Annotated in this window: 17 protein-coding genes and 1 pseudogene; 7 read left to right on the top strand and 11 right to left on the bottom strand. The window is 61.6% G+C overall.

What is annotated here, in order from left to right; genetic code table 11:
- The first annotated feature begins 61 nt into the window (after positions 1-61).
- Positions 62-865 (top strand): SirB1 family protein, encoded by an 804-nt coding sequence (locus tag AB3G88_RS05145; protein WP_099584978.1) that lies wholly within the window; start codon positions 62-64, stop codon positions 863-865.
- Here the strand turns inward: AB3G88_RS05145 and AB3G88_RS05140 are convergent.
- The 4 genes from AB3G88_RS05140 to hmgA all read right to left on the bottom strand — a co-directional run bounded on the left by AB3G88_RS05140 (position 862) and on the right by hmgA (position 5525).
- Positions 862-2229, bottom strand: coding sequence for an MFS transporter (locus AB3G88_RS05140; RefSeq protein WP_112193598.1), 1368 nt, complete (start codon positions 2227-2229; stop codon positions 862-864). The two genes, AB3G88_RS05145 and AB3G88_RS05140, sit on opposite strands and share 4 nt — an antisense overlap.
- A gap of 74 nt (positions 2230-2303) precedes the next feature.
- On the bottom strand, positions 2304-2939 hold the full coding sequence (gene maiA, locus AB3G88_RS05135) for a maleylacetoacetate isomerase (protein WP_480453428.1): 636 nt from the start codon (positions 2937-2939) through the stop codon (positions 2304-2306).
- A 12-nt stretch (positions 2940-2951) separates the two neighbouring features.
- Positions 2952-4238, bottom strand: coding sequence for a fumarylacetoacetase (fahA, locus tag AB3G88_RS05130; RefSeq protein ID WP_480453427.1), 1287 nt, complete (start codon positions 4236-4238; stop codon positions 2952-2954).
- A 3-nt stretch (positions 4239-4241) separates the two neighbouring features.
- Complete coding sequence (gene hmgA / locus AB3G88_RS05125) at positions 4242-5525, bottom strand: homogentisate 1,2-dioxygenase (protein WP_112193592.1); 1284 nt, start codon at positions 5523-5525, stop codon at positions 4242-4244.
- 119 nt (positions 5526-5644) lie between these two features.
- On the opposite strand from hmgA, the gene AB3G88_RS05120 reads away from it, so the two are divergent.
- A complete protein-coding gene (locus tag AB3G88_RS05120; protein WP_158878116.1) occupies positions 5645-6424 on the top strand; it encodes an IclR family transcriptional regulator in 780 nt (259 codons plus the stop codon).
- 1 nt (position 6425) lies between these two features.
- Here the strand turns inward: AB3G88_RS05120 and dacB are convergent.
- The 7 genes and pseudogenes from dacB to AB3G88_RS05085 all read right to left on the bottom strand — a co-directional run bounded on the left by dacB (position 6426) and on the right by AB3G88_RS05085 (position 13994).
- Positions 6426-7870: pseudogene (dacB, locus tag AB3G88_RS05115) on the bottom strand (D-alanyl-D-alanine carboxypeptidase/D-alanyl-D-alanine endopeptidase).
- A gap of 76 nt (positions 7871-7946) precedes the next feature.
- Positions 7947-10364 carry a TonB-dependent siderophore receptor gene (locus AB3G88_RS05110; protein ID WP_480453426.1) on the bottom strand — a complete coding sequence of 806 codons (2418 nt, stop codon included), beginning with the start codon at positions 10362-10364 and terminating at the stop codon, positions 7947-7949.
- A 109-nt stretch (positions 10365-10473) separates the two neighbouring features.
- A complete protein-coding gene (locus AB3G88_RS05105; protein ID WP_480453425.1) occupies positions 10474-11409 on the bottom strand; it encodes a glutathione S-transferase family protein in 936 nt (311 codons plus the stop codon).
- A gap of 75 nt (positions 11410-11484) precedes the next feature.
- Positions 11485-11760, bottom strand: coding sequence for a GIY-YIG nuclease family protein (locus AB3G88_RS05100; RefSeq protein ID WP_099585028.1), 276 nt, complete (start codon positions 11758-11760; stop codon positions 11485-11487).
- A 36-nt stretch (positions 11761-11796) separates the two neighbouring features.
- Positions 11797-12267 carry a nuclear transport factor 2 family protein gene (locus AB3G88_RS05095; protein ID WP_099584970.1) on the bottom strand — a complete coding sequence of 157 codons (471 nt, stop codon included), beginning with the start codon at positions 12265-12267 and terminating at the stop codon, positions 11797-11799.
- A 96-nt stretch (positions 12268-12363) separates the two neighbouring features.
- On the bottom strand, positions 12364-12999 hold the full coding sequence (locus AB3G88_RS05090; protein ID WP_099584969.1) for a response regulator: 636 nt from the start codon (positions 12997-12999) through the stop codon (positions 12364-12366).
- 188 nt (positions 13000-13187) lie between these two features.
- Positions 13188-13994 carry a response regulator gene (locus AB3G88_RS05085; RefSeq protein ID WP_099584968.1) on the bottom strand — a complete coding sequence of 269 codons (807 nt, stop codon included), beginning with the start codon at positions 13992-13994 and terminating at the stop codon, positions 13188-13190.
- A 292-nt stretch (positions 13995-14286) separates the two neighbouring features.
- Between AB3G88_RS05085 and AB3G88_RS05080 the strand changes: the two genes are divergently transcribed.
- The 5 genes from AB3G88_RS05080 (at position 14287) to AB3G88_RS05060 (ending at position 17653) form a co-directional block, all read left to right on the top strand.
- A complete protein-coding gene (locus AB3G88_RS05080; RefSeq protein WP_480453424.1) occupies positions 14287-14901 on the top strand; it encodes a DUF1120 domain-containing protein in 615 nt (204 codons plus the stop codon).
- 48 nt (positions 14902-14949) lie between these two features.
- The gene (locus AB3G88_RS05075) at positions 14950-15564 is read left to right on the top strand and encodes a DUF1120 domain-containing protein (protein WP_480453423.1); all 615 of its coding nucleotides are present in this window, start codon (positions 14950-14952) and stop codon (positions 15562-15564) included.
- A gap of 39 nt (positions 15565-15603) precedes the next feature.
- Complete coding sequence (locus AB3G88_RS05070; RefSeq protein WP_191947239.1) at positions 15604-16221, top strand: DUF1120 domain-containing protein; 618 nt, start codon at positions 15604-15606, stop codon at positions 16219-16221.
- 79 nt (positions 16222-16300) lie between these two features.
- Positions 16301-16921, top strand: a complete 621-nt coding sequence (locus tag AB3G88_RS05065; protein ID WP_480453422.1) for a DUF1120 domain-containing protein — start codon at positions 16301-16303, stop codon at positions 16919-16921.
- 27 nt (positions 16922-16948) lie between these two features.
- Positions 16949-17653, top strand: coding sequence for a fimbria/pilus chaperone family protein (locus AB3G88_RS05060; RefSeq protein ID WP_099584964.1), 705 nt, complete (start codon positions 16949-16951; stop codon positions 17651-17653).
- Positions 17654-17669: the final 16 nt, after the last annotated feature.

The raw sequence follows: 17669 nt of genomic DNA, 5'->3' as shown, positions 1-17669 counted from the left end.
TTAAGCCACTAGACGAACATTCTCAGCAAGGCTAAAACGGGGGCATCCGCCGGAGAACGCAATGAAGCCCCGCCAAGCCTTTTTCGCCTGCCTGCAACGTTCGCCGCCAGCGCTGTTCGAAGCAGCGCTGTGGATCGCCGCCGAGCACGACCCGGCGGTGCAGCCGCTGGAGATCCTGCAGAACCTGGCCTTACTGCAACAACAGGTCAGCCTGAGCATGCCCATGCTGCCGGCAGATGAACTGGGTCAACCGCTGCTGCGGCGCATGAATGACCTGGGGTTTGCCCAGGATGACTTCACCCCGCTGCGCCCTGCCGCCGCACTGCTGGACAAGGTGCTACAGCGCAAACGCGGGCAACCCCTGGCCATGGGGTTGATTGCCATGGAGCTTGCGCGACGCCTGGAGATACCGATGGTTGGCGTGAACTTCCCCGGGCACTTCCTGCTGCGGGTGCCCGGTGCCGATCACTTGCTGGACCCGTGCGGCGGGCGGCGCCTGTACCCCAACGATTGCCGTGAACTGCTGCAACGCCAGTACGGGCCCAACCTCAAGTTGCAGGCCGACCACCTGCACACCGCCGACGCGCGTTCTATCCTGCAACGACTGTCGCGCAACCTGCGCCAGTTGCACCTCGCCAACGACAACCCGCTGGCAGCCCTGGTGGACGCCGAGCGCGTATTGGAACTGGGCAGCGCCAATGCCGCCGACTACCTGGCACGGGCCAGCCTGTATCAACGCCTGGACTGCCCGAACGCCGAGCGTTTTGACCTGGAACACGCGCTGATGCTCAGTGAAGATCCGATCCAACGCCTGCGCCTGACCGAGCGGCTAGGGCACCTGCCGCCCAATTCAGTGGTGCACTAGCCCTCAGGCGCCTTGAGAATATCGCCAGGCAGCGCGCTCTTCGGCACATCACCCCCTGGTGATCGGACCTGAATAATCAACAATGCCGCCATCACCGCCGGTATCGCGCAGAAGAAAAAAATCTGCTGCACCGGAATATGCATCGCCAGCAGCATGCTGCCAAACAACGGCCCCAGGATCGAACCAAAGCGCCCGACACCGAGTGCCCAACCGGTACCGGTGGCACGCACATGCGCCGGGTAAAAGTTGCTGGCGAAAGCATTGAGGGTCAATTGTCCCCCGATGATGCAGAACCCGGCCGCAAACACACAGGCCACCAGATAGTGCGAATTGTCGTGGTTCAGCCCCAGCAAAACGGTGCACACCGCAGCCGCCGCCAATACAGTGGACAGCAGGCGTACCTTGCTTTTGAGTCTGTCGGCAAACCAGGCCATGCCGATCGCGCCCAAGGTGCCGGCAAACAGGAACATCGACGTCACCAAATTGGCCTGATTCAGCGCCAGGCCACTTTCCAGCAACAGCGACGGCAGCCAACTGATCATGAAATACAGCAAGATCAGACTGACAAAGAAGGTGGCCCAGATCAGCAGCGTCGGACGTGCATAGCCATGGCGGAACAGCTCGACCACCGTCAGCTTGCTGCCCTGCGCTTGAAGGTGTTCTGCCTCGTTCGCCGGCGGCGGTTGCCAGTCGGGCAGCATGCGCGAGGTCACGTTGCGCAATCGCCGATACGGCGGTGCATCGCGCAACAGGCGCGGCAACGATTCAGGCAGCAGCCACACCAGGAACGGAAACAACAGCAACGGTGTGACGCCACCGGCCAAGAACACCGCTTGCCAGCCGAAGCTGTCGATAAACCCCGCCGCCACAAACCCACCCGCCGCACCGCCGAACGAGAACCCGCACGCCGCCAAGGTCACCATCAGAGTGCGCAGGCGCGGCGGCGAATATTCCGACATCAACGCCATGGCGCTGGGCATCGCGCCGCCCATGCCGATGCCGCAGATAAATCGTGCAGCCATCAGGGAGGTCAGTGAGTGGGCGAACACCATCAGCAGAGTCAGGCAGGCATAGATCAACACGCAGCCCAGCAAGATGCGCCGTACGCCAAATCGGTCAGCCAAAGGTGTCACCAGCAGCGAGCCTAATGTGAGCCCCAGCAGGTTGGCGCTGAACACCGGGCCGAACGCAGCTTTTTCCAATCCCCAATCCGACGCCAAAGCCGGCACTACATAGCCCAGCACCTGAGCATCGTAGCCATCGGTCACCAGCAGCAACGCCAGCAACAGGAGGATCAACCACTGATAGCGCGACACCGGACGGGCGTCGAGTGCCGCGCGAAAGCTGGCAATCTGATTGTGCATCGCAAGGTACCTGTTTATTTTTATTGGTAGGTGACGCAAATCCACTGCGGGAGGGAGGGTGCAAGCCTTGAGCGTTATGGGGTGTCAGGTTGGTTGGCGGGATGGGCCTGAATGAACGCCGGATGCTGCGCCGCCAATGCCGCCACCCGGCCAATGCGCGGATACGCCGCCAACGGCACTTTGAAGCGCTCCGCCGCGTACAGCTGGGGAATCAGAAACGTATCCGCCAGCCCAGGCTGTTCACCAAAACAAAACCCCGCATCGCCAATCAACTGCTCCACCGCGCCCAGCCCCTGGCTGATCCAGTAACCGATCCATTCCAGCAATTGCGCCTCATCGTGCCCCCACTGCCGCAACAGGTTCTGGGTGCTGGAGTTGTGCAGCGGGTGGATATCACAACCGATGATCGACGCCACGGCACGCTCATGGGCGCGGGTGGCCAGGTCTTTGGAAAGCAACGGCGCCTGTGGATAACGTTCGTCCAGGTACTCGATGATCGCCGGCGACTGAATCAACAGTTCGCCGTCATCGGTGCGCAAGGCCGGCACGCGGCCTTGAGGGTTGATTGCCAGGTACTCCGGCTGGCGATTGGCGCCGCCCGCCGGTACCAGCAGGTTCACCGGCACCGCCGTGAAGTCCAGGCCCTTGAGGGCCAAGGCGATACGCACCCGGTACGACGACGTGGAGCGGTAGTAGGTATAGAGTTCCATCACCCTGCCCTCTTAACGCGCTGCGACCACAGTGCCACGGCATTCGCCGAAGCCGATGGAGGCGAAACCTTCCCGGTTGCAGCGGGCGCGCAGGATGATTTCATCACCGTCTTCCAGGAACCTGCGCACTTCGCCGGATGGCAATTCGATGACCTTCTTGCCGCCTTCGGTCATCTCCAGCAGGCTGCCGAACTGCCCTTCCTGCGGCCCGGACAGGGTCCCCGAACCGAACAGATCACCGGCCTGCAACTGGCAGCCGTTGACGCTGTGGTGTGCCACCAGTTGCGCCACAGTCCAGTACATATGCAGGCTGTTGCTCAGCGCCAGGCGCTGGGCCGGCAGATTCTGTTCGCGCATGGCCGCGGTGGTCAGCAGCACTTCCAGTTCAATGTCCAGGGCACCGGCGGCCTGGTCACGTTTATCCAGCAAGTACGGCAGTGGTTGCGGATCGCCCTCGGGACGGGCCGGTTGCGCCTTGCGGAACGGTTCCAGTGCTTCGGCCGTGACAACCCAGGGCGAAATCGTGGTGATGAAGCTTTTCGACAGGAACGGCCCCAGCGGCTGGTATTCCCAGGCCTGGATGTCCCGCGCAGACCAGTCGTTGAGCAGACAGAAACCGGCAATGTGCTCGGCGGCGTCGCCGATGGCAATCGAGTCGCCCATGGCATTGCCCTGGCCAATCCAGATGCCCAGTTCCAGCTCGTAATCCAACCGTGCGCAAGGGCCGAAGGTCGGTTCGGTCTGGCCGGCGGGCAGGGTCTGGCCCTTGGGGCGACGCACATCGGCACCGGAGGCGCGAATGGTCGAGGCACGGCCGTGATAACCGATCGGCACGTACTTGTAGTTGGGCAACAGAGGGTTGTCGGGACGGAACAGCTTGCCGACGTTCTGCGCGTGCTCGATGCCGACGTAGAAGTCGGTGTAGTCATTGATCCGGGCCGGTACATGCATCTGGCAATCGGCGGCACGGTGCAGTACCTGCGCCTCACGCGCTTGCAGCGGGCTGCCCTCGGCAAGCAGTTCCAACAGGCGCTCACGCAGCGCAGCACGCGGGCCACGGCCCAGTTCAAAAAACGCATTCAACTGGCCGCCCACGGTCGCTTCAACCGCTCGGCGTGCTTCACCCTCAAATGCTTCCAGAGCGGCATGCAGGTCGAAGATGCAGTCCCCAATCGCCACGCCACTGCGCGGGGCCGAACCGTTGATGCTGAACACGCCCAACGGCAGGTTCTGCAAAGGAAAGTCGCGGTGGCCATTGGCGCAGGCCACCCAGCTTTGGGTAGTAGTGGGCTGAGTCATGGGTTATCTCCGGTTCGGGTTGAAGGTGTTGGGCAGCGAGGCCCAGCACGCGTCATAAGCAGGTTGAAGTTGCGGGCAGTCCAGGGCGAACTGGGTGGGACGCAGCACTTGGCTGGTCTCGAACATGAACGCCATGGTGTTGTCGATCTTGTGCGGCGCCAACTCGGCGTTGATCGCCTTGGTGCAGGTCTCGCCGTCCGGGCCGTGGGCGCTCATGCAACTGTGCAGCGACGCGCCGCCGGGCAGGAAGCCCTCGGCCTTGGCGTCGTAGGCGCCCTGGATCAGGCCCATGTATTCGTTCATCAGGTTGCGGTGGAACCACGGCGGGCGGAAGGTGTTTTCGGCGACCATCCAGCGCGGCGGGAAGATCACGAAGTCGAGGTTGGCCAGGCCGTGCACGCTGGTGGGCGAGGTCAATACGGTGAAGATCGACGGATCGGGATGATCGAAACTCACGGTGCCGAGGGTGTTGAAGCGGCGCAGGTCGTATTTGTAAGGCACGTTGTTGCCGTGCCAGGCGACCACGTTCAGCGGTGAGTGGTCCAACTCGCAGGCCCACAGCTCACCGAGGAATTTCTGCACCAGGGTTGTAGGCTGTTTCAGGTCTTCGTAGTGGGCAACCGGCGTGAGGAAGTCACGGGGGTTGGCCAGGCCGTTGCTGCCGATAGGTCCAAGGTCCGGCAGGCGCAGCGGCGCGCCGTGGTTTTCCGCGACATAACCGCGTGCTTGCGCATCCAGCAGTTCGACGCGGAATTTGAGACCACGCGGGAGCACGACGATCTCCAACGGCTCCACCTCCAGCACACCGAGTTCGGTGGCGATACGCAAGCGGCCCTGCTCGGGGACAATCAACAGTTCGCCATCGGCATTGAAGAACACGCGCTCCATCGAACGGTTGGCGCGGTAGGTATGGATGCTGATGCCTGAGGGCTTTTCTGACCCGGCGTTCGCCACCATTGCGACGAGGCCGTCGATAAAGTCTGTCGGCTCGCCGGGAATATCCAAAGGGTTCCAGCGCAGGCGATTGGGCGTTACCGCACCCAGAGGGCCACCGGCCAGCTGTCGCTCCAGCTTGATGAACGCCGGGTGATTGGCCGATGGCTGGATGCGGTACAGCCAAGTGCGACGGGCTTCGCTGCGCACCATGGTGAAGGCGGTGCCGGAAAACAGTTCGGTATACAGCCCGTAGGGCGCTTTTTGCGGGGAGTTCTGGCCGACCGGCAAGGCGCCGGGCAGGGCTTCGCTGGCGAATTCATTGCCGAAGCCCGAAAGATATTCGAGGTTCATGGAGCTTCCTCTGGGGTCAGTTGTTTTTATCGTAATCCAGTTACGCATAACGTAATTTGATCACCATCGACCGTCAAGCTATAAAGACGCCCATTCATCTCTCGGATTCTCGCCCTTCCATGGAAAAGCCCCGCGACACCGGTAAACAGAAAGTCCGCTCGGCCGAAGTGGGCACCGACATCCTCAAGGCCCTGGCCGAATTGTCGCCCGCCACGTCCCTGTCGCGCCTGGCCGAACATGTGCAGATGCCGGCAAGCAAGGTGCATCGTTATTTACAGGCGTTGATCGCTTCGGGTTTTGCCGAACAGAACACCGCCACTAACCACTATGGCCTGGGCCGCGAGGCGCTGCGGGTGGGCCTGGCCGCGCTGGGCAGCATGGACGTGCTGAAAGTCGGCGCGATGCCCCTGGCAGAACTGCGCGACGAGTTGAATGAAACCTGCTTCCTGGCGGTATGGGGCAACCAGGGCGCGACGGTGGTGCAGATCGAGCCGGCGGTGCGCGCAGTCACGGTGGTGACGCAATTGGGTTCGGTGTTGCCGCTGCTCAGCTCGTCCACCGGGCTGGTGTTCAGCGCCTTCCTGCCGTCGCGGGAAACCGTCGAGTTGCGTGAGCGTGAAATCCAGGCCGGTCTCGCCCACGCCCTGGCCGACGACCAGGCTTACGCCCTCACCTGCGAGCAGATCCGCAGCCGTGGCCTGCACTTTGTGCATGGCCTGCTGATGCCGGGGGTGGATGCGCTGTCGGCGCCGGTGTTCAACGCGGTTGGGCAAGTGGCGGCGGTGATGACCGTGGTCGGCCCCACCTCGCTGTTCCATGCCGACGAAGATGGCCCGGCGGCGCAGCGCTTGCTGGCGGCGACCCAGGCCGTGAGTTGGCGGATGGGTTATCAGCCCTGAATCAGTCGTGCCAGTGCGTCAGGGCCACGGCCAGGCGGTTTTCCAGGGCACGGATCGGCGCTGCATCGCTCAAGTAGTTATTGCTGATCATCGAAAACACCAACCGCCGCCCTTCGGCATCGGTGATGTAGCCGCTCAATGATGACACCCCGGCCATGGAGCCGGTCTTGGCGTGCAGGTTGTTTTCGGCAGCCGTCCCGCGCAGGCGATAACGCAGGCTGCCGCCGGTCATACGGTCGGCATTGCCGGCAATCGGCAAGGCGTTGTACCAGGCGTCGAACCAGGGTTGTCTGGCGGTTACCAGCAACAGGTCCGCCAGGTTCTGCGCCGACACCAGGTTGCGCCGCGACAAACCCGAGCCATCCACCTGGCTGAGCGTCGCCGGGTCCAGGCCCTGGCGCTGCATAAATGCCGCTACCGCCGCCACACCCGCCGCCGCCGTCCCCGCGTTCGCCGTTTTACGGCCCATGGCCTTGAGCAACGCTTCGGACATGTTGTTGTTCGAGAGCTTGAGCAGCGGCGTGATCAGTGCCTGCAACGGTGCCGATTGATGCTCCGCCAGCACCCTGGCCGTCCCAGGGCTTGCACCGCCAATCACCCTGCGCCCCAGCACCTCGATACCCTGCTGCGCCAAGGCTTGCTCGAACAGATGGGCCACCAGTTGCGTCGGCTCCCACACGCTCACCCACTGCCGGCTTTGCTTGCCCGGCGCCAGCGTGCCTGTCAGTTGCAGCAGATTGGTGCCGTGCTGACGGGTGATGCCATAGCTGTTGCCGGGGCCGCTGACGGCGCGGTTGCTCAGTTGCACGTAATCCGTGGGCGGGCTTAAAGAAACAGTCACCGGCTGGCCAGCAATGACCGGCGCCTTGGCTGTGACGATCAGGGTGCCCGCGTCAAAATCCGCATTGGGTGACACCGTCAACGCCGAAATCTGCGCGCCATAATAGGTACTTTCATCGTCCTGGGCCCAGTCGACGCCCAGCCGTTCGGCGTCGAAAAGCTGTCGTCGAACACCAGGTCGCCCTGCACCTGGCGCACGCCCTGGCTCGCCAACTGGGCGGCGAGTGCCTGGTAGTCGGCAAACTGGGTGGTCGGGTCACCCAAGCCGCGCAGGTAGAGTTTGCCGACCAGGCGCTCACCTTGTTGCGGGCCGTTGCTCAGCAGTTGCGTGGAAAAGCGGTATTGCGGCCCCAGCACATCCATCGCCGCAGCGGTGGTGAGCAACTTGAGGTTGGAGGCAGGGATCAGGCGTGTGCGCGGGTTGTGTTGATAGAGGGTGCCGCCACTGCGGGCGTCGCGCACCATGACCGAAACCGTGGCGCCGTTGAGGGCAGGATCGGCCAACAGGCGGTCCAGCGTCGAGGACGTGGACGGCTGCGAAACACTCGCACAGCCGCCCAGTAAAATGCTCAGGCACAGCAGGTGTAGCCATCGTCCAAAGTGCATCGGTACCGTGTTCCGCAAAGCCATCAATGGCCGCAACGCTAACAGCTCCGTACCTTTGTGGCGAGCGGGCTGGGGTTTAGAACTCCAGGGTGCTGGACACCGACACCTGCCGCGCATCGCCCATGGACACAAACAGGCGGCTGGCCGCCGAGGTGTAGTAGACGCGGTCGAACAGGTTCTTCACGTTGACCTGGAACTTGACCTTCTGCCCGTCGATCCGGGTGTCGTAGGTGGCGAACGCATCCGCCACGGTGTAGCCCGGCAGGTCGAAATCGTTGGCGGCGTCGCCTGCGCGCTCGCCGACATATCGCGCACCCGTGCCGACGCGCAACTGATCACCGCCGAAAATGTTGCCGAAGTCGTAGGCCACCGACAACGAGCCGGTGTGCCTGGCCACGTTTTGCAGGCGGTTGCCTTGCAGCGTCGGGTCGTTGTCCTTGATGTCTTCGGCATCGGTGAAGGCGTAGCTGCCGATCAGGCTCCACTTGTCGGTCAATTGGCCGCTGGCATCCAGTTCCAGGCCACGGGAACGCACTTGACCGGCGATGCTGTAGACGGTGTTCGCACCAGAGCCCACCGACACCAGCACGTTGCGCTTGTCGATGTTGAACAACGCCGCGCTGGCGGTGATGCGCCCAGGAATGTCGAGCTTGGCGCCCAGTTCCCACGACTTGGATTCTTCGGGCGTAAGGTCGCCGGTCAAGGTGCTGCCATCGGCCAAGGCAGCGATGGTGGAGTTGGGCTTGAACGATTCGGTGTAGCTGCCGTAGAACGACAGCTCATCGGTGTAGCGATACACCAGCCCTGCACGTGGCACCCAGGCCTGGCCGTTGCCGTCGGTGTTGGCCTTGAACGGCACGCCTTTGCCGGCGTATTGGTCGTACATCTGGTAGCGCGCGCCCGCCACGAATATCCACTGGTCGGTGAGGTGGATCGCGTCCTGGAAGAACAGCGAGTCGCTGCGCAGCAGGTCGGTCTGGGCGCTGTCGGCGGCGCTGACCGTCGTGCCCGCGACTTCGTTGCCATACACCGGGTTGTTGTAGTTGAACGTGGTGCGCGAGGCCTGGCGAATCAGGTCCGCGCGGTAGACCTTGCGGTACTCGTCGTCCAGGCCGAACACCAGGTCATGCTGCATGCCCAGCACATTGACCTTGCCTTCCAGGCTGGCCGTGGTGAAGCGGTCGGTGGTGATCGCGCCCTGGGTGCCGTCCATCCTGCGGGTCAGGGTGCCGTTGGTGTTCACCGCGCTGACGCGCACCTGGCTGGCGTCGTAGGTTTCACGGTTCCAGCTGTAGCCGAAGTGGGCTTTCCAGTCGTCGTTCAAGTCGTGGTCGGCTTCAAAGCGGTACAGGTCGGAACGCCCTTCCATATTGTTGAATGACTCATCCAGACGGCGGGTGGCCGGGATGTCCAGCGGGTGGTTGGACTTGTCGATGGCCGTGCCGCGGTCGAACGGGGAAAGAAATTCGCGGTGCTCGTAGGCAAACAACAACTTGGTGGTGTCGCCGTACCAGGCCAGGGATGGCGCCACCAGCGACTCGCGGTGAGTGCCGAAGTTGCGCCAGTAGTCTTCGTCTTCATGGTCGAGGATCAGGCGATACGCCAGGCCCGAATCGCCGATGGGGCCGGTGGTGTCGAGGTTGCCACCGCTGCCGTTCTTGCCGTCGCCGAAGGACGAGCCACGCACGGTCAGGGACGTGGCCTGGGTCAGTTGCGGCTTTTTACTGACGATATTGACCACGCCGCCCGGGTCCTGGATGCCATACAACAGCGACGACGGGCCTTTGAGCACTTCGACCCGCTCCGCGGTTGAGTTCAATGCACGGCCCTGCACCACCGGCATGCCATCGCGCATGATCGAGCCGTTACGGTTGTCGCCAAAGCCGCGCAGCATCACGGCGTCCTGGGTGCTGGCCAAGGTGTTGGCCTGGGTAATGCCGCTGACGTTGGCCAGGGCGTCATCCAGGTTGCGCGGGGTCTGGTCGCGCAGCACTTGGGCGGGTACCACATTGACGGTTTGCGGGGTTTCCAGCAGCAAAGCACGGGAGCGCATCACCGAACTGGTGGGCGGCGGCTGGTAGCTGGTGCTGTCCTCGGTTTGGCCGACACCGCTGATGGTGGTCGCGCCGAGGTTGAGCGCACCCTCGGTGGGCACAGGTTCCAGGGCCAGGGTGCGGGCGTCGATCTGGCGGAAGGTAAAACCGGAGTTCGCCAGCAAGTGTTGCAGGGCCTGGGTCGCGCTCATTTGCCCGCGGACCGCCGGGGCACTGAGGCCGTAAGGCGCTTCATCGGTATAGATCACGCTGATCCCGGTGACCCGGCTGAAATCGCTCAAGGCCTGGGGCAACGGTTTGGCAGCCAGGGCAAAGGTGAACTGGGCGCTTTGCTGCTCCTGCGCCTGAGCCACGCCCAGGGGCAGCATTGCCAACCCCGACACCGCAAATACCGAGGCTCCCAGCCACTGTTTAACCAAACCGCCTGCCGTCGACTTCATGCTGTGAGAACCCGTGTAGAAAACGCCGTTAATGCGAATAGATCGCAGTTTCAAGCACTACACGGATGGGCTGGCGATTTACCTCACCTGTATTTGCAAATATTTTTATTTATTGCGCCTGAATGCGAAATCCGAAACGTGGGAAATGCACGTGAACGGTACCGGCGCGTTCGTCGGTGCGGCGCAGAATCAGTTCTTCGCGCCCAGCGAAGAGCAATTCGCCAGCGACCGGGTCGACACCGTAATCGATGGCGCTGATGGTCACTTGCTGGCCGACCTGGAAGCCATTCAAGTCCTCGAACACTTCTTCCGGCAACGGCGCCGGTGTGGCCTTCTGTGCGACTTCCAACGCCTGCTCGGCGGTCATCTGGCTCGCGGTGCCATGGCCAAAACCGAGCACACGGCCCAACCACGCCGACACGGCCGGATACGCGTCCACCAACGGCGCGGTCACCGGCGTGGCCTTGAGAAACCACAGCGGGTGGGCCAGGGCAAAGTCGGCAATCGACGGTTCGCCAAACAGGAAGTCGCCCGGCTCTCGCTGCAATTGCTGCTCCAGCCGCGCCATAATCGCCGGCCATTGATGCTTGGCCAACTCGGCCGGAAGCTTGCTCGCGGTGCCGCCGCTGAACAGCGCGGCGCGGTCGGCGAGAAACGCCTTGATCGCTTCCGGCGGCAACTTGCCAAAACGCACCGCCACCGACTCCGGCTGGAACACCAGGCTCACCGCGTGGGCAAACACCACACTGTCGGCCCAAGTGGCGAAGGTTTGGGTGATCATTTCCTGGCCCAGGGGAAACAACGCAGGTGCAATTTTTTCCTGTTCCAGGCGGCGAGCGATCAGGGCCGTGTCGCAATAAATGTCGGCGCCCACTTGCAGCACCGGGGTTTTACGATAGCCGCCCGTCAAGGCCGTCAGATCCGGTTTTGGCATCACCGGGGAGATATGCACCGAATGCCAGGACAACCCTTTGAAGCCCAGCAACAGCCGAGCTTTTTCCGCGAAGGGGGATGTGGGGTAGTGGTGCAGAATTAGCTCAGACATGCTGGGGTCCACCTAACAAATGAACCCGCAGCTTAGCGCGCATCTTGCTCAGGTGGCGTGATGGGAACCCATCAGTCAGATCAATGAACCACTCGCCGCCAGACACTCCTTCGCACTCTTCTTCAGCTTCTTGATCAAGCGTTCCTGACGCAACGCGTCGCCCTTGCTCGCGCACTGCTCGGTGTACACCAGCGCAACGGCAGGGCTGGAGAGAAAAAACCGTGCGCCCTTGCCGCTCTGATGCGAGGCAAAACGGCGCACCGGGTCGTTGCTGATGCCGCAATACAGCGAGCCATTGGCGGCGCGCACCAGGTAGACGTACCAGGGTTTGGGTTCGACGGGATCAGTCACGGCCAGGTTCAACAGACAAGTGGAACACCCAGCGTATCAACGACTGGCCTGGAATGCCTTCAAGCCTTTATTGGCCTGGGCACGCACGGCGTTTTTCACCAACGGCGTCCAACCCAACAACAGGCCCTTGGTGCCGAGTGCCTGGCGCGACCAGCGCCACAAATCAAAGTGATCGTGGTGCTCGCAAATCTTGCCGTTGCGGAACACAAACCGCGCCTGGATATCGTTGACCACGGTGTTGCCCGTGGCGCTGAACAGGTAGGTGGCGACCCAATGCGCGCCGCCGCTGTGGTCATCACTGCGCACGTTGTCGAAAGTCAGGGAGAAATCCTTTGCGCGGGTGGTGAGCATGCGCCACATATCGCCGGCATCACGTCCGCGCAGTTCGCCGAAGGCCGGGTCGCTGAACACCACATCATCGGTGTAGCAGGCCGCCATCGCCTCGGCGTCAAGGCGCTGGAAAGCGCTGTAGAACTCGGTGATCAAAGCGTTATGGGCGTCGCTCATGGACAGGTTCCGAAAAGCCATAGGGGTTGCGTACGATAGTGCGCAAACGCGCGGAACACTATCGGCATTTACCAGGCTAATACCGCAGGCAAAGCGCTAAGGCACCATGCCACAGCTACGCGCGTAGGCGAACAGGTCCACATCGGTGGAAATGCACAGCCGATGCATCGCCGTGCTTTTCTGTTTGCTGATGGTTGAAATACTGCGATTGACCCGTGCGGCGATCTGGCTCACGGTCATGCCGCTGGCCAGCATGCGCACCACCTCCCGCTCCTTGTCCGACAGCTGCGGCTGCTGAGACTGATCCCCGGTCCCCGCCTCCACCATTTGTACTCGCAGGCATTCGCTGGCAAAGGTCTTGCCTTCACTGACCGCCTTAATCGCCAGAGGCAGTTCCTTGGCCGAGGCACTCTTGGCCACAATGGCCTGTGCCCCGTGGGCAAACGACGCACGCAATGTGGCCACATTGGCGAACATCGTCACCAGAATCACCGGCAACCCCGGGTACTGGCGCTGCAACAGGCTGAGCAGGCCGTAACCGTCAGCCTGCTGGCCACCCGGCATGGCGAAATCGGTCACCAGCACATCGCAGGGTGTGCTGCCCAGCAGCCTGAGCAACTCATCGGGCCCATCGGCCTCCCCCACTACTTTGCACCGTCCATTCGCCTCGATCACGACCCGCTGCCCGATACGCACAATGGGATGATCGTCAGCAATAATTACTTGAAGCATAGGCACCCACGGATGATGGCAACTTGGACGCAGGCAAAATAGCGCCGTGGGCGATCCTCAACAACCGCTCACGACAATGAGCCGGGAGTCTCGTCCAGTGTTTGGTAGCCAATAAGCAACTCCCCACAAAACAAAAAGAAAATACCTACATAAAAAAACCGATCAACACTCGGCAAACCGTCGGCCTCCTACAGGCTGGTCAAGTAGGTGATGTAGGCCTGCAGGTCCGCCTGGAACACTTCCAGCTCGGCCCTGACCGACATCACGCCGTGAGCCTGGACCTGCTCAATCAACTCAACGCCTCTGGCCTCAAGGCCTACCCCACCCAGAAAGGCCAGACTGCCCACCAGGCGATGCAAACGCTCGGCAGTCATTGCCGTATTGCACGTGAGGCGCGCATGTTCCAGCAGTGCACTGTCCTCCCGCGCGGCGACCAGCAGGCTTGCGAGCATCATGTCCACCGCCGATTGGCTGCCGAAGGTCTGGACAAGATCAGCACGGGTGGGCCATGCCACGCCGGGCGGAGTGGGCTTGCGCACCGGCGGCAGCGCACCGGGGCCGGGCAACCAGTACAGCAACACCTTGCGCAGTTGTTGCAGCATCAAGGGTTTGCGCAGCCAGGCGTCCATGCCAGCGGCGCGACATCGTTGCTGATCGTGGAGTGTCAGGTTGGCGGTCAAGGCAATCACCGGCATGCGTGCCAGGCCGTTGATGCGCTCGCGAAGACGGATGGCGCGGGTCATCCGGTAACCATCCATCAGGGGCATCTGGCAGTCAGTGATCACCAGATCAAAGGGCCGGCTGACGATCGCTGCCAGGGCGCTGCGCCCATCGCTGAACAGCTCAAATCCCAGCCCGAGCGCCCCCAGGTACCAGCCCAGCAAGGCCCGGTAGGTGGAATGGTCTTCCACCACCAATACGGTCACATGCTGCCAATGGGCCGACAGTGCCGATTGCAGGTCAGGCACTTCGCCAGGCGGTGGGCAGGACGGCATGATCACCTCGTTGTTACGGTCGGTCCTACTGCCCTCTTTTGACATTCAAATGACTGCTTAAAAACCCACCAAGTATCCCTATGACCATTTTTATGGCGATACAACAACTACGAAAGCTCAACACTTCCTACACATGCTCGGATTTCTTCCGACGCTATTCAGTGCACTCCAGCATTGTCGTAATAGTTGTATTCCCCCCGCCTCAGGTCGCCCGATAAATTGCGCCCCTCTCCAACGTCAGGCTTTGCCCTGGCACTGTAATTCGTCTGTTTTTGCACTGGAACAACCTGAAATGAAGATGTCCCTGATGAGCACCGCCCTGTTGCTCGCGACCACTCTACCCGCCTTTGCAGCCAGCACTGTGGACCTGACCGTAAAAGGCGTGATCACCCCAAGTGCCTGTACGCCTGTAATTGCAGGCGGAGGCGTGGTCGATCACGGAAAGATCGCCTCAAAAGATCTGGTGCAGGACAACCCTACGTCCCTGCCAAGGGTTATGTTGCAATTTTCCCTCAACTGCGAAGCACCAACCCACTTCGCCATCAGGCCCATTGATAACCGCACGGGTACCTCCATCGGAGGCATCGACTTCGGCCTTGGCCTGATTAATGGCAACAAGAAGTTGGGGAGGTTTTCCCTGACGCCAAGAAACATGATTGCTGACAACACCGCCGTTCAACCGATCGCCTCTATAGATGGCGGGCAAACATGGTATGCGGAGTGGGCCTGGGAACTACAGACCCTATGGGGCGTAGGCGCCCTGGACGACGCCAGCATGCCGATTCCGGTGAAGGAACTGACCTTGGATTTTGAAGTAGGGACCCAGATCGCACGCGCAGACCAGTTCGACTGGAGTAACGAAGAGCCCATCGATGGCTCCGGCACTCTGGAAGTGGTTTACCTGTAGCCCTAACCCCCCCGTCCATCGACCTCTTCTCACAAAGGTTCTTTATTCATGAGCACATTTGCCATTCGCGCTGCGCTGGTACTGCTATTCACGCCAACGGTGTTTGCAGCCAGTAACACGGACCTCGCCATCAAAGGCAGCATCACTCCCAGCGCCTGCGAACTCTTGATGTCGAGTGGCGGCGTGGTCGATTTCGGCAAGATGTCGGCCAAGACACTCAATGCTGAACAATTCACCTCACTGCCCAACCAGGCTATGGAGTTTAGCGTGCGCTGCGAAGGCCCGACCTTTTTTACCCTGAACACCATCGACAACCGCGCCGGCAGCTCGGCCAATCATGATAGCTGGCATGGGTTGGGCATGACACCCGACGGAGAGAAATTGGGGGGCGCAGCCCTTGCCTTGCGCGAGCTGGTCGCCGACGGCATACCCGCCCGCCCCATCGTCTCGGAGGACGGCGGCATGACCTGGAAAGCGGCAGTGGCGCTCAATCACGTCATGCTGACCGCTGTTGCGATGGGCAACGAACTGGTGCCCATCGCCGTCAAGAACCTGGACGCACAGCTCAGCCTTTATACCCATATCGCACCTGCCGAGCGCCTGACTCTCATCGATGAAGTCCCCGTGGATGGTCATGCCACTGTGCAACTCAACTATCTGTAATTACTGCAGAAAAATGCAACCGAAAGGAACTCGCCCGCCATGAAAAAAATTTTTAGCACTCTCTCTGCCTGCCTGCTACTCGCGTCCCCAGCCGCTTTTGCGGCCTCCACGGTGGACTTGGCCGTCAAAGGCCTGATCGTCCCCAGCGCCTGCACCCCTAGCCTGTCTAGCGGCGGGGTGATCGATCACGGCAAGATCTCGGCAAAAGACCTGCGCCCGGACAACCCGACGCTGATCGGCACTCACACCATGACCATCGCCGTGATATGTGATGCGCCCATTCAGTTTGCCCTGCACTCGGTCGACAACCGCGCCGGCTCAGCCACTGGTCCTTCCAGCTACGGCCTGGGACTGATCAACGGCAACCAGAAACTGGGGCGGTATAACCTGATCCTGAGCAACCCGATTGCCGACAGCGTACCAGTGCAACCGATTGCCTCCAATGACGCGGGTAACACTTGGTACAGCGAGCGCTTCTGGGACCCGGGCCTGTACATGTCCGTTGCAGCCATGGATGACGACACTCAACCGCTATCCGCCAAAGAGGTCGTCATGGATATGCAGGTCGAGACCGTCATCGCACGCACCGACAGCCTGGACCTGAGCAACGAAGTACCCATCGATGGCTCGGCCACACTTGAAGTGAAGTACCTGTAATGCCTTGCCCACCATGCCGGGACATATGCCCGGCATGGGTTTTCCGACAGTCGTGCTTATGTGTGCCAGTGATGAACCGATGAATTCGTATGCTCGCTTTCTAGTACTGCTTTTGCCGCTAACCACCAACGAAGTCATTGCCGACTCGCTTGTCGACCTCACGATCACTGGCAGACTCACGCCCGATGCCTGCCGCGTCGAGCTGTCCGATGAAGGCACCGTCGAACACGGCAAGATTCCCACCTACCGTCTGAACGCCTCGGCACCTACCGCACTGCCCGGGCGGGTGCTCGAATTAAGCGTGATCTGCACACGCCCCATGCTGTTTGCCCTGGTGGGTATCGACAACCGTCCGGAGTCCGCGATAACCCCCGGAACATTCGGCCTTGGAGCCAACGCTCATGTACCGGGACAACGCCTGGGGTCGGTGTCGCTCAGCTACCGCGACTCGATAGGGGATGGACAGCACATGCAGGCGTTGGCATCGATCAACAACGGCGAGACCTGGGTCCCGCAGTCCGCTGCCACACCACAGACCTATATGGGCTTTGCACTACCAGGCGAGCGCCAGCCCGACTTCATCAGCCAGTTGTTCAGCCAGCTCTGGGTCGACACGGTAATCGACGCCACAGAGCACCTGACCCTGGATCGAGACGTGCCGCTTGATGGTTCCATCGTGCTGGACTTGCGCTACCTCTAACTTTTTTGCCTCAACGGATACCCCGTCATGACGACGTTATGTTCAAACACCGCCGCCGGTTTTATCGCCCTGATGCTCTTGCTCGGCACTCAAGTCAAAGCCGACGGCATGGTGCCCGAAAGCTCTGTGGTGATCGTTCACGAAGCCGAGGGCGAGGTGGCGATTTCGGTGACCAATACCGACAGCAAACTCGCCCTGCTGCATGTGACCCTGCAAGACGTCCCCGAAGACACTGAGCCGCTGCTGGTCGTCACGCCGCCGCTGTCACGGGTGGAACCGTCCAAATCACAACTGGTGCGTTTCATTCTGCAAAACCAGACGCCACTGAAAACCCAGCGCCTCAAGCGCGCGATTTTCGAAGGGATGCCCCAGGGCCGGGCCGCTACGCAGGCAGGCCATGCACGCGTGGGTGTGACCGTGCGCCAGAACCTGCCGGTGATCGTGCATCCCAAGGGCCTGGCACTTAACCGCACGCCCTGGACTGACCTGACCTGGTCATTGCGCGATGGCATGTTGCAGGTGCGTAACGACACGCCCTATGTGGTGCGCCTGGCACAGGAGCTGCGTTTGCTGCCCGGTGACGGCAAGGCCATGTTGCCGCGCACCTATGTGCTGCCGGGTGAAGCATTGAGCGTGCCGGCCAGCGGAGGGCCAGCTAGTAAAGTCCAGTTACAGCCAGCCACGGTGTACGGATTTGCCGTTGCGGCCTACGAAGCACCCATCACGCCCTGACCCCACAAAACAGGCG

The sequence above is a fragment of the Pseudomonas arvensis genome (assembly GCF_056688935.1).
This window is presented reverse-complemented; position numbering and strand designations above follow the sequence as displayed.

Excerpts from the sequence above, each read along its gene's own strand:
- AB3G88_RS05145 (WP_099584978.1), top strand. The coding sequence starts at position 62 with ATGAAGCCCCGCCAAGCCTTTTTCGCCTGCCTGCAACGTTCGCCGCCA.
- AB3G88_RS05140 (WP_112193598.1), bottom strand. The coding sequence starts at position 2,229 with ATGCACAATCAGATTGCCAGCTTTCGCGCGGCACTCGACGCCCGTCCG.
- maiA (WP_480453428.1), bottom strand. The coding sequence starts at position 2,939 with ATGGAACTCTATACCTACTACCGCTCCACGTCGTCGTACCGGGTGCGT.
- fahA (WP_480453427.1), bottom strand. The coding sequence starts at position 4,238 with ATGACTCAGCCCACTACTACCCAAAGCTGGGTGGCCTGCGCCAATGGC.
- hmgA (WP_112193592.1), bottom strand. The coding sequence starts at position 5,525 with ATGAACCTCGAATATCTTTCGGGCTTCGGCAATGAATTCGCCAGCGAA.
- AB3G88_RS05120 (WP_158878116.1), top strand. The coding sequence starts at position 5,645 with ATGGAAAAGCCCCGCGACACCGGTAAACAGAAAGTCCGCTCGGCCGAA.
- AB3G88_RS05110 (WP_480453426.1), bottom strand. The coding sequence starts at position 10,364 with ATGAAGTCGACGGCAGGCGGTTTGGTTAAACAGTGGCTGGGAGCCTCG.
- AB3G88_RS05105 (WP_480453425.1), bottom strand. The coding sequence starts at position 11,409 with ATGTCTGAGCTAATTCTGCACCACTACCCCACATCCCCCTTCGCGGAA.
- AB3G88_RS05095 (WP_099584970.1), bottom strand. The coding sequence starts at position 12,267 with ATGAGCGACGCCCATAACGCTTTGATCACCGAGTTCTACAGCGCTTTC.
- AB3G88_RS05090 (WP_099584969.1), bottom strand. The coding sequence starts at position 12,999 with ATGCTTCAAGTAATTATTGCTGACGATCATCCCATTGTGCGTATCGGG.
- AB3G88_RS05085 (WP_099584968.1), bottom strand. The coding sequence starts at position 13,994 with ATGCCGTCCTGCCCACCGCCTGGCGAAGTGCCTGACCTGCAATCGGCA.
- AB3G88_RS05080 (WP_480453424.1), top strand. The coding sequence starts at position 14,287 with ATGAAGATGTCCCTGATGAGCACCGCCCTGTTGCTCGCGACCACTCTA.
- AB3G88_RS05075 (WP_480453423.1), top strand. The coding sequence starts at position 14,950 with ATGAGCACATTTGCCATTCGCGCTGCGCTGGTACTGCTATTCACGCCA.
- AB3G88_RS05070 (WP_191947239.1), top strand. The coding sequence starts at position 15,604 with ATGAAAAAAATTTTTAGCACTCTCTCTGCCTGCCTGCTACTCGCGTCC.
- AB3G88_RS05065 (WP_480453422.1), top strand. The coding sequence starts at position 16,301 with ATGAATTCGTATGCTCGCTTTCTAGTACTGCTTTTGCCGCTAACCACC.
- AB3G88_RS05060 (WP_099584964.1), top strand. The coding sequence starts at position 16,949 with ATGACGACGTTATGTTCAAACACCGCCGCCGGTTTTATCGCCCTGATG.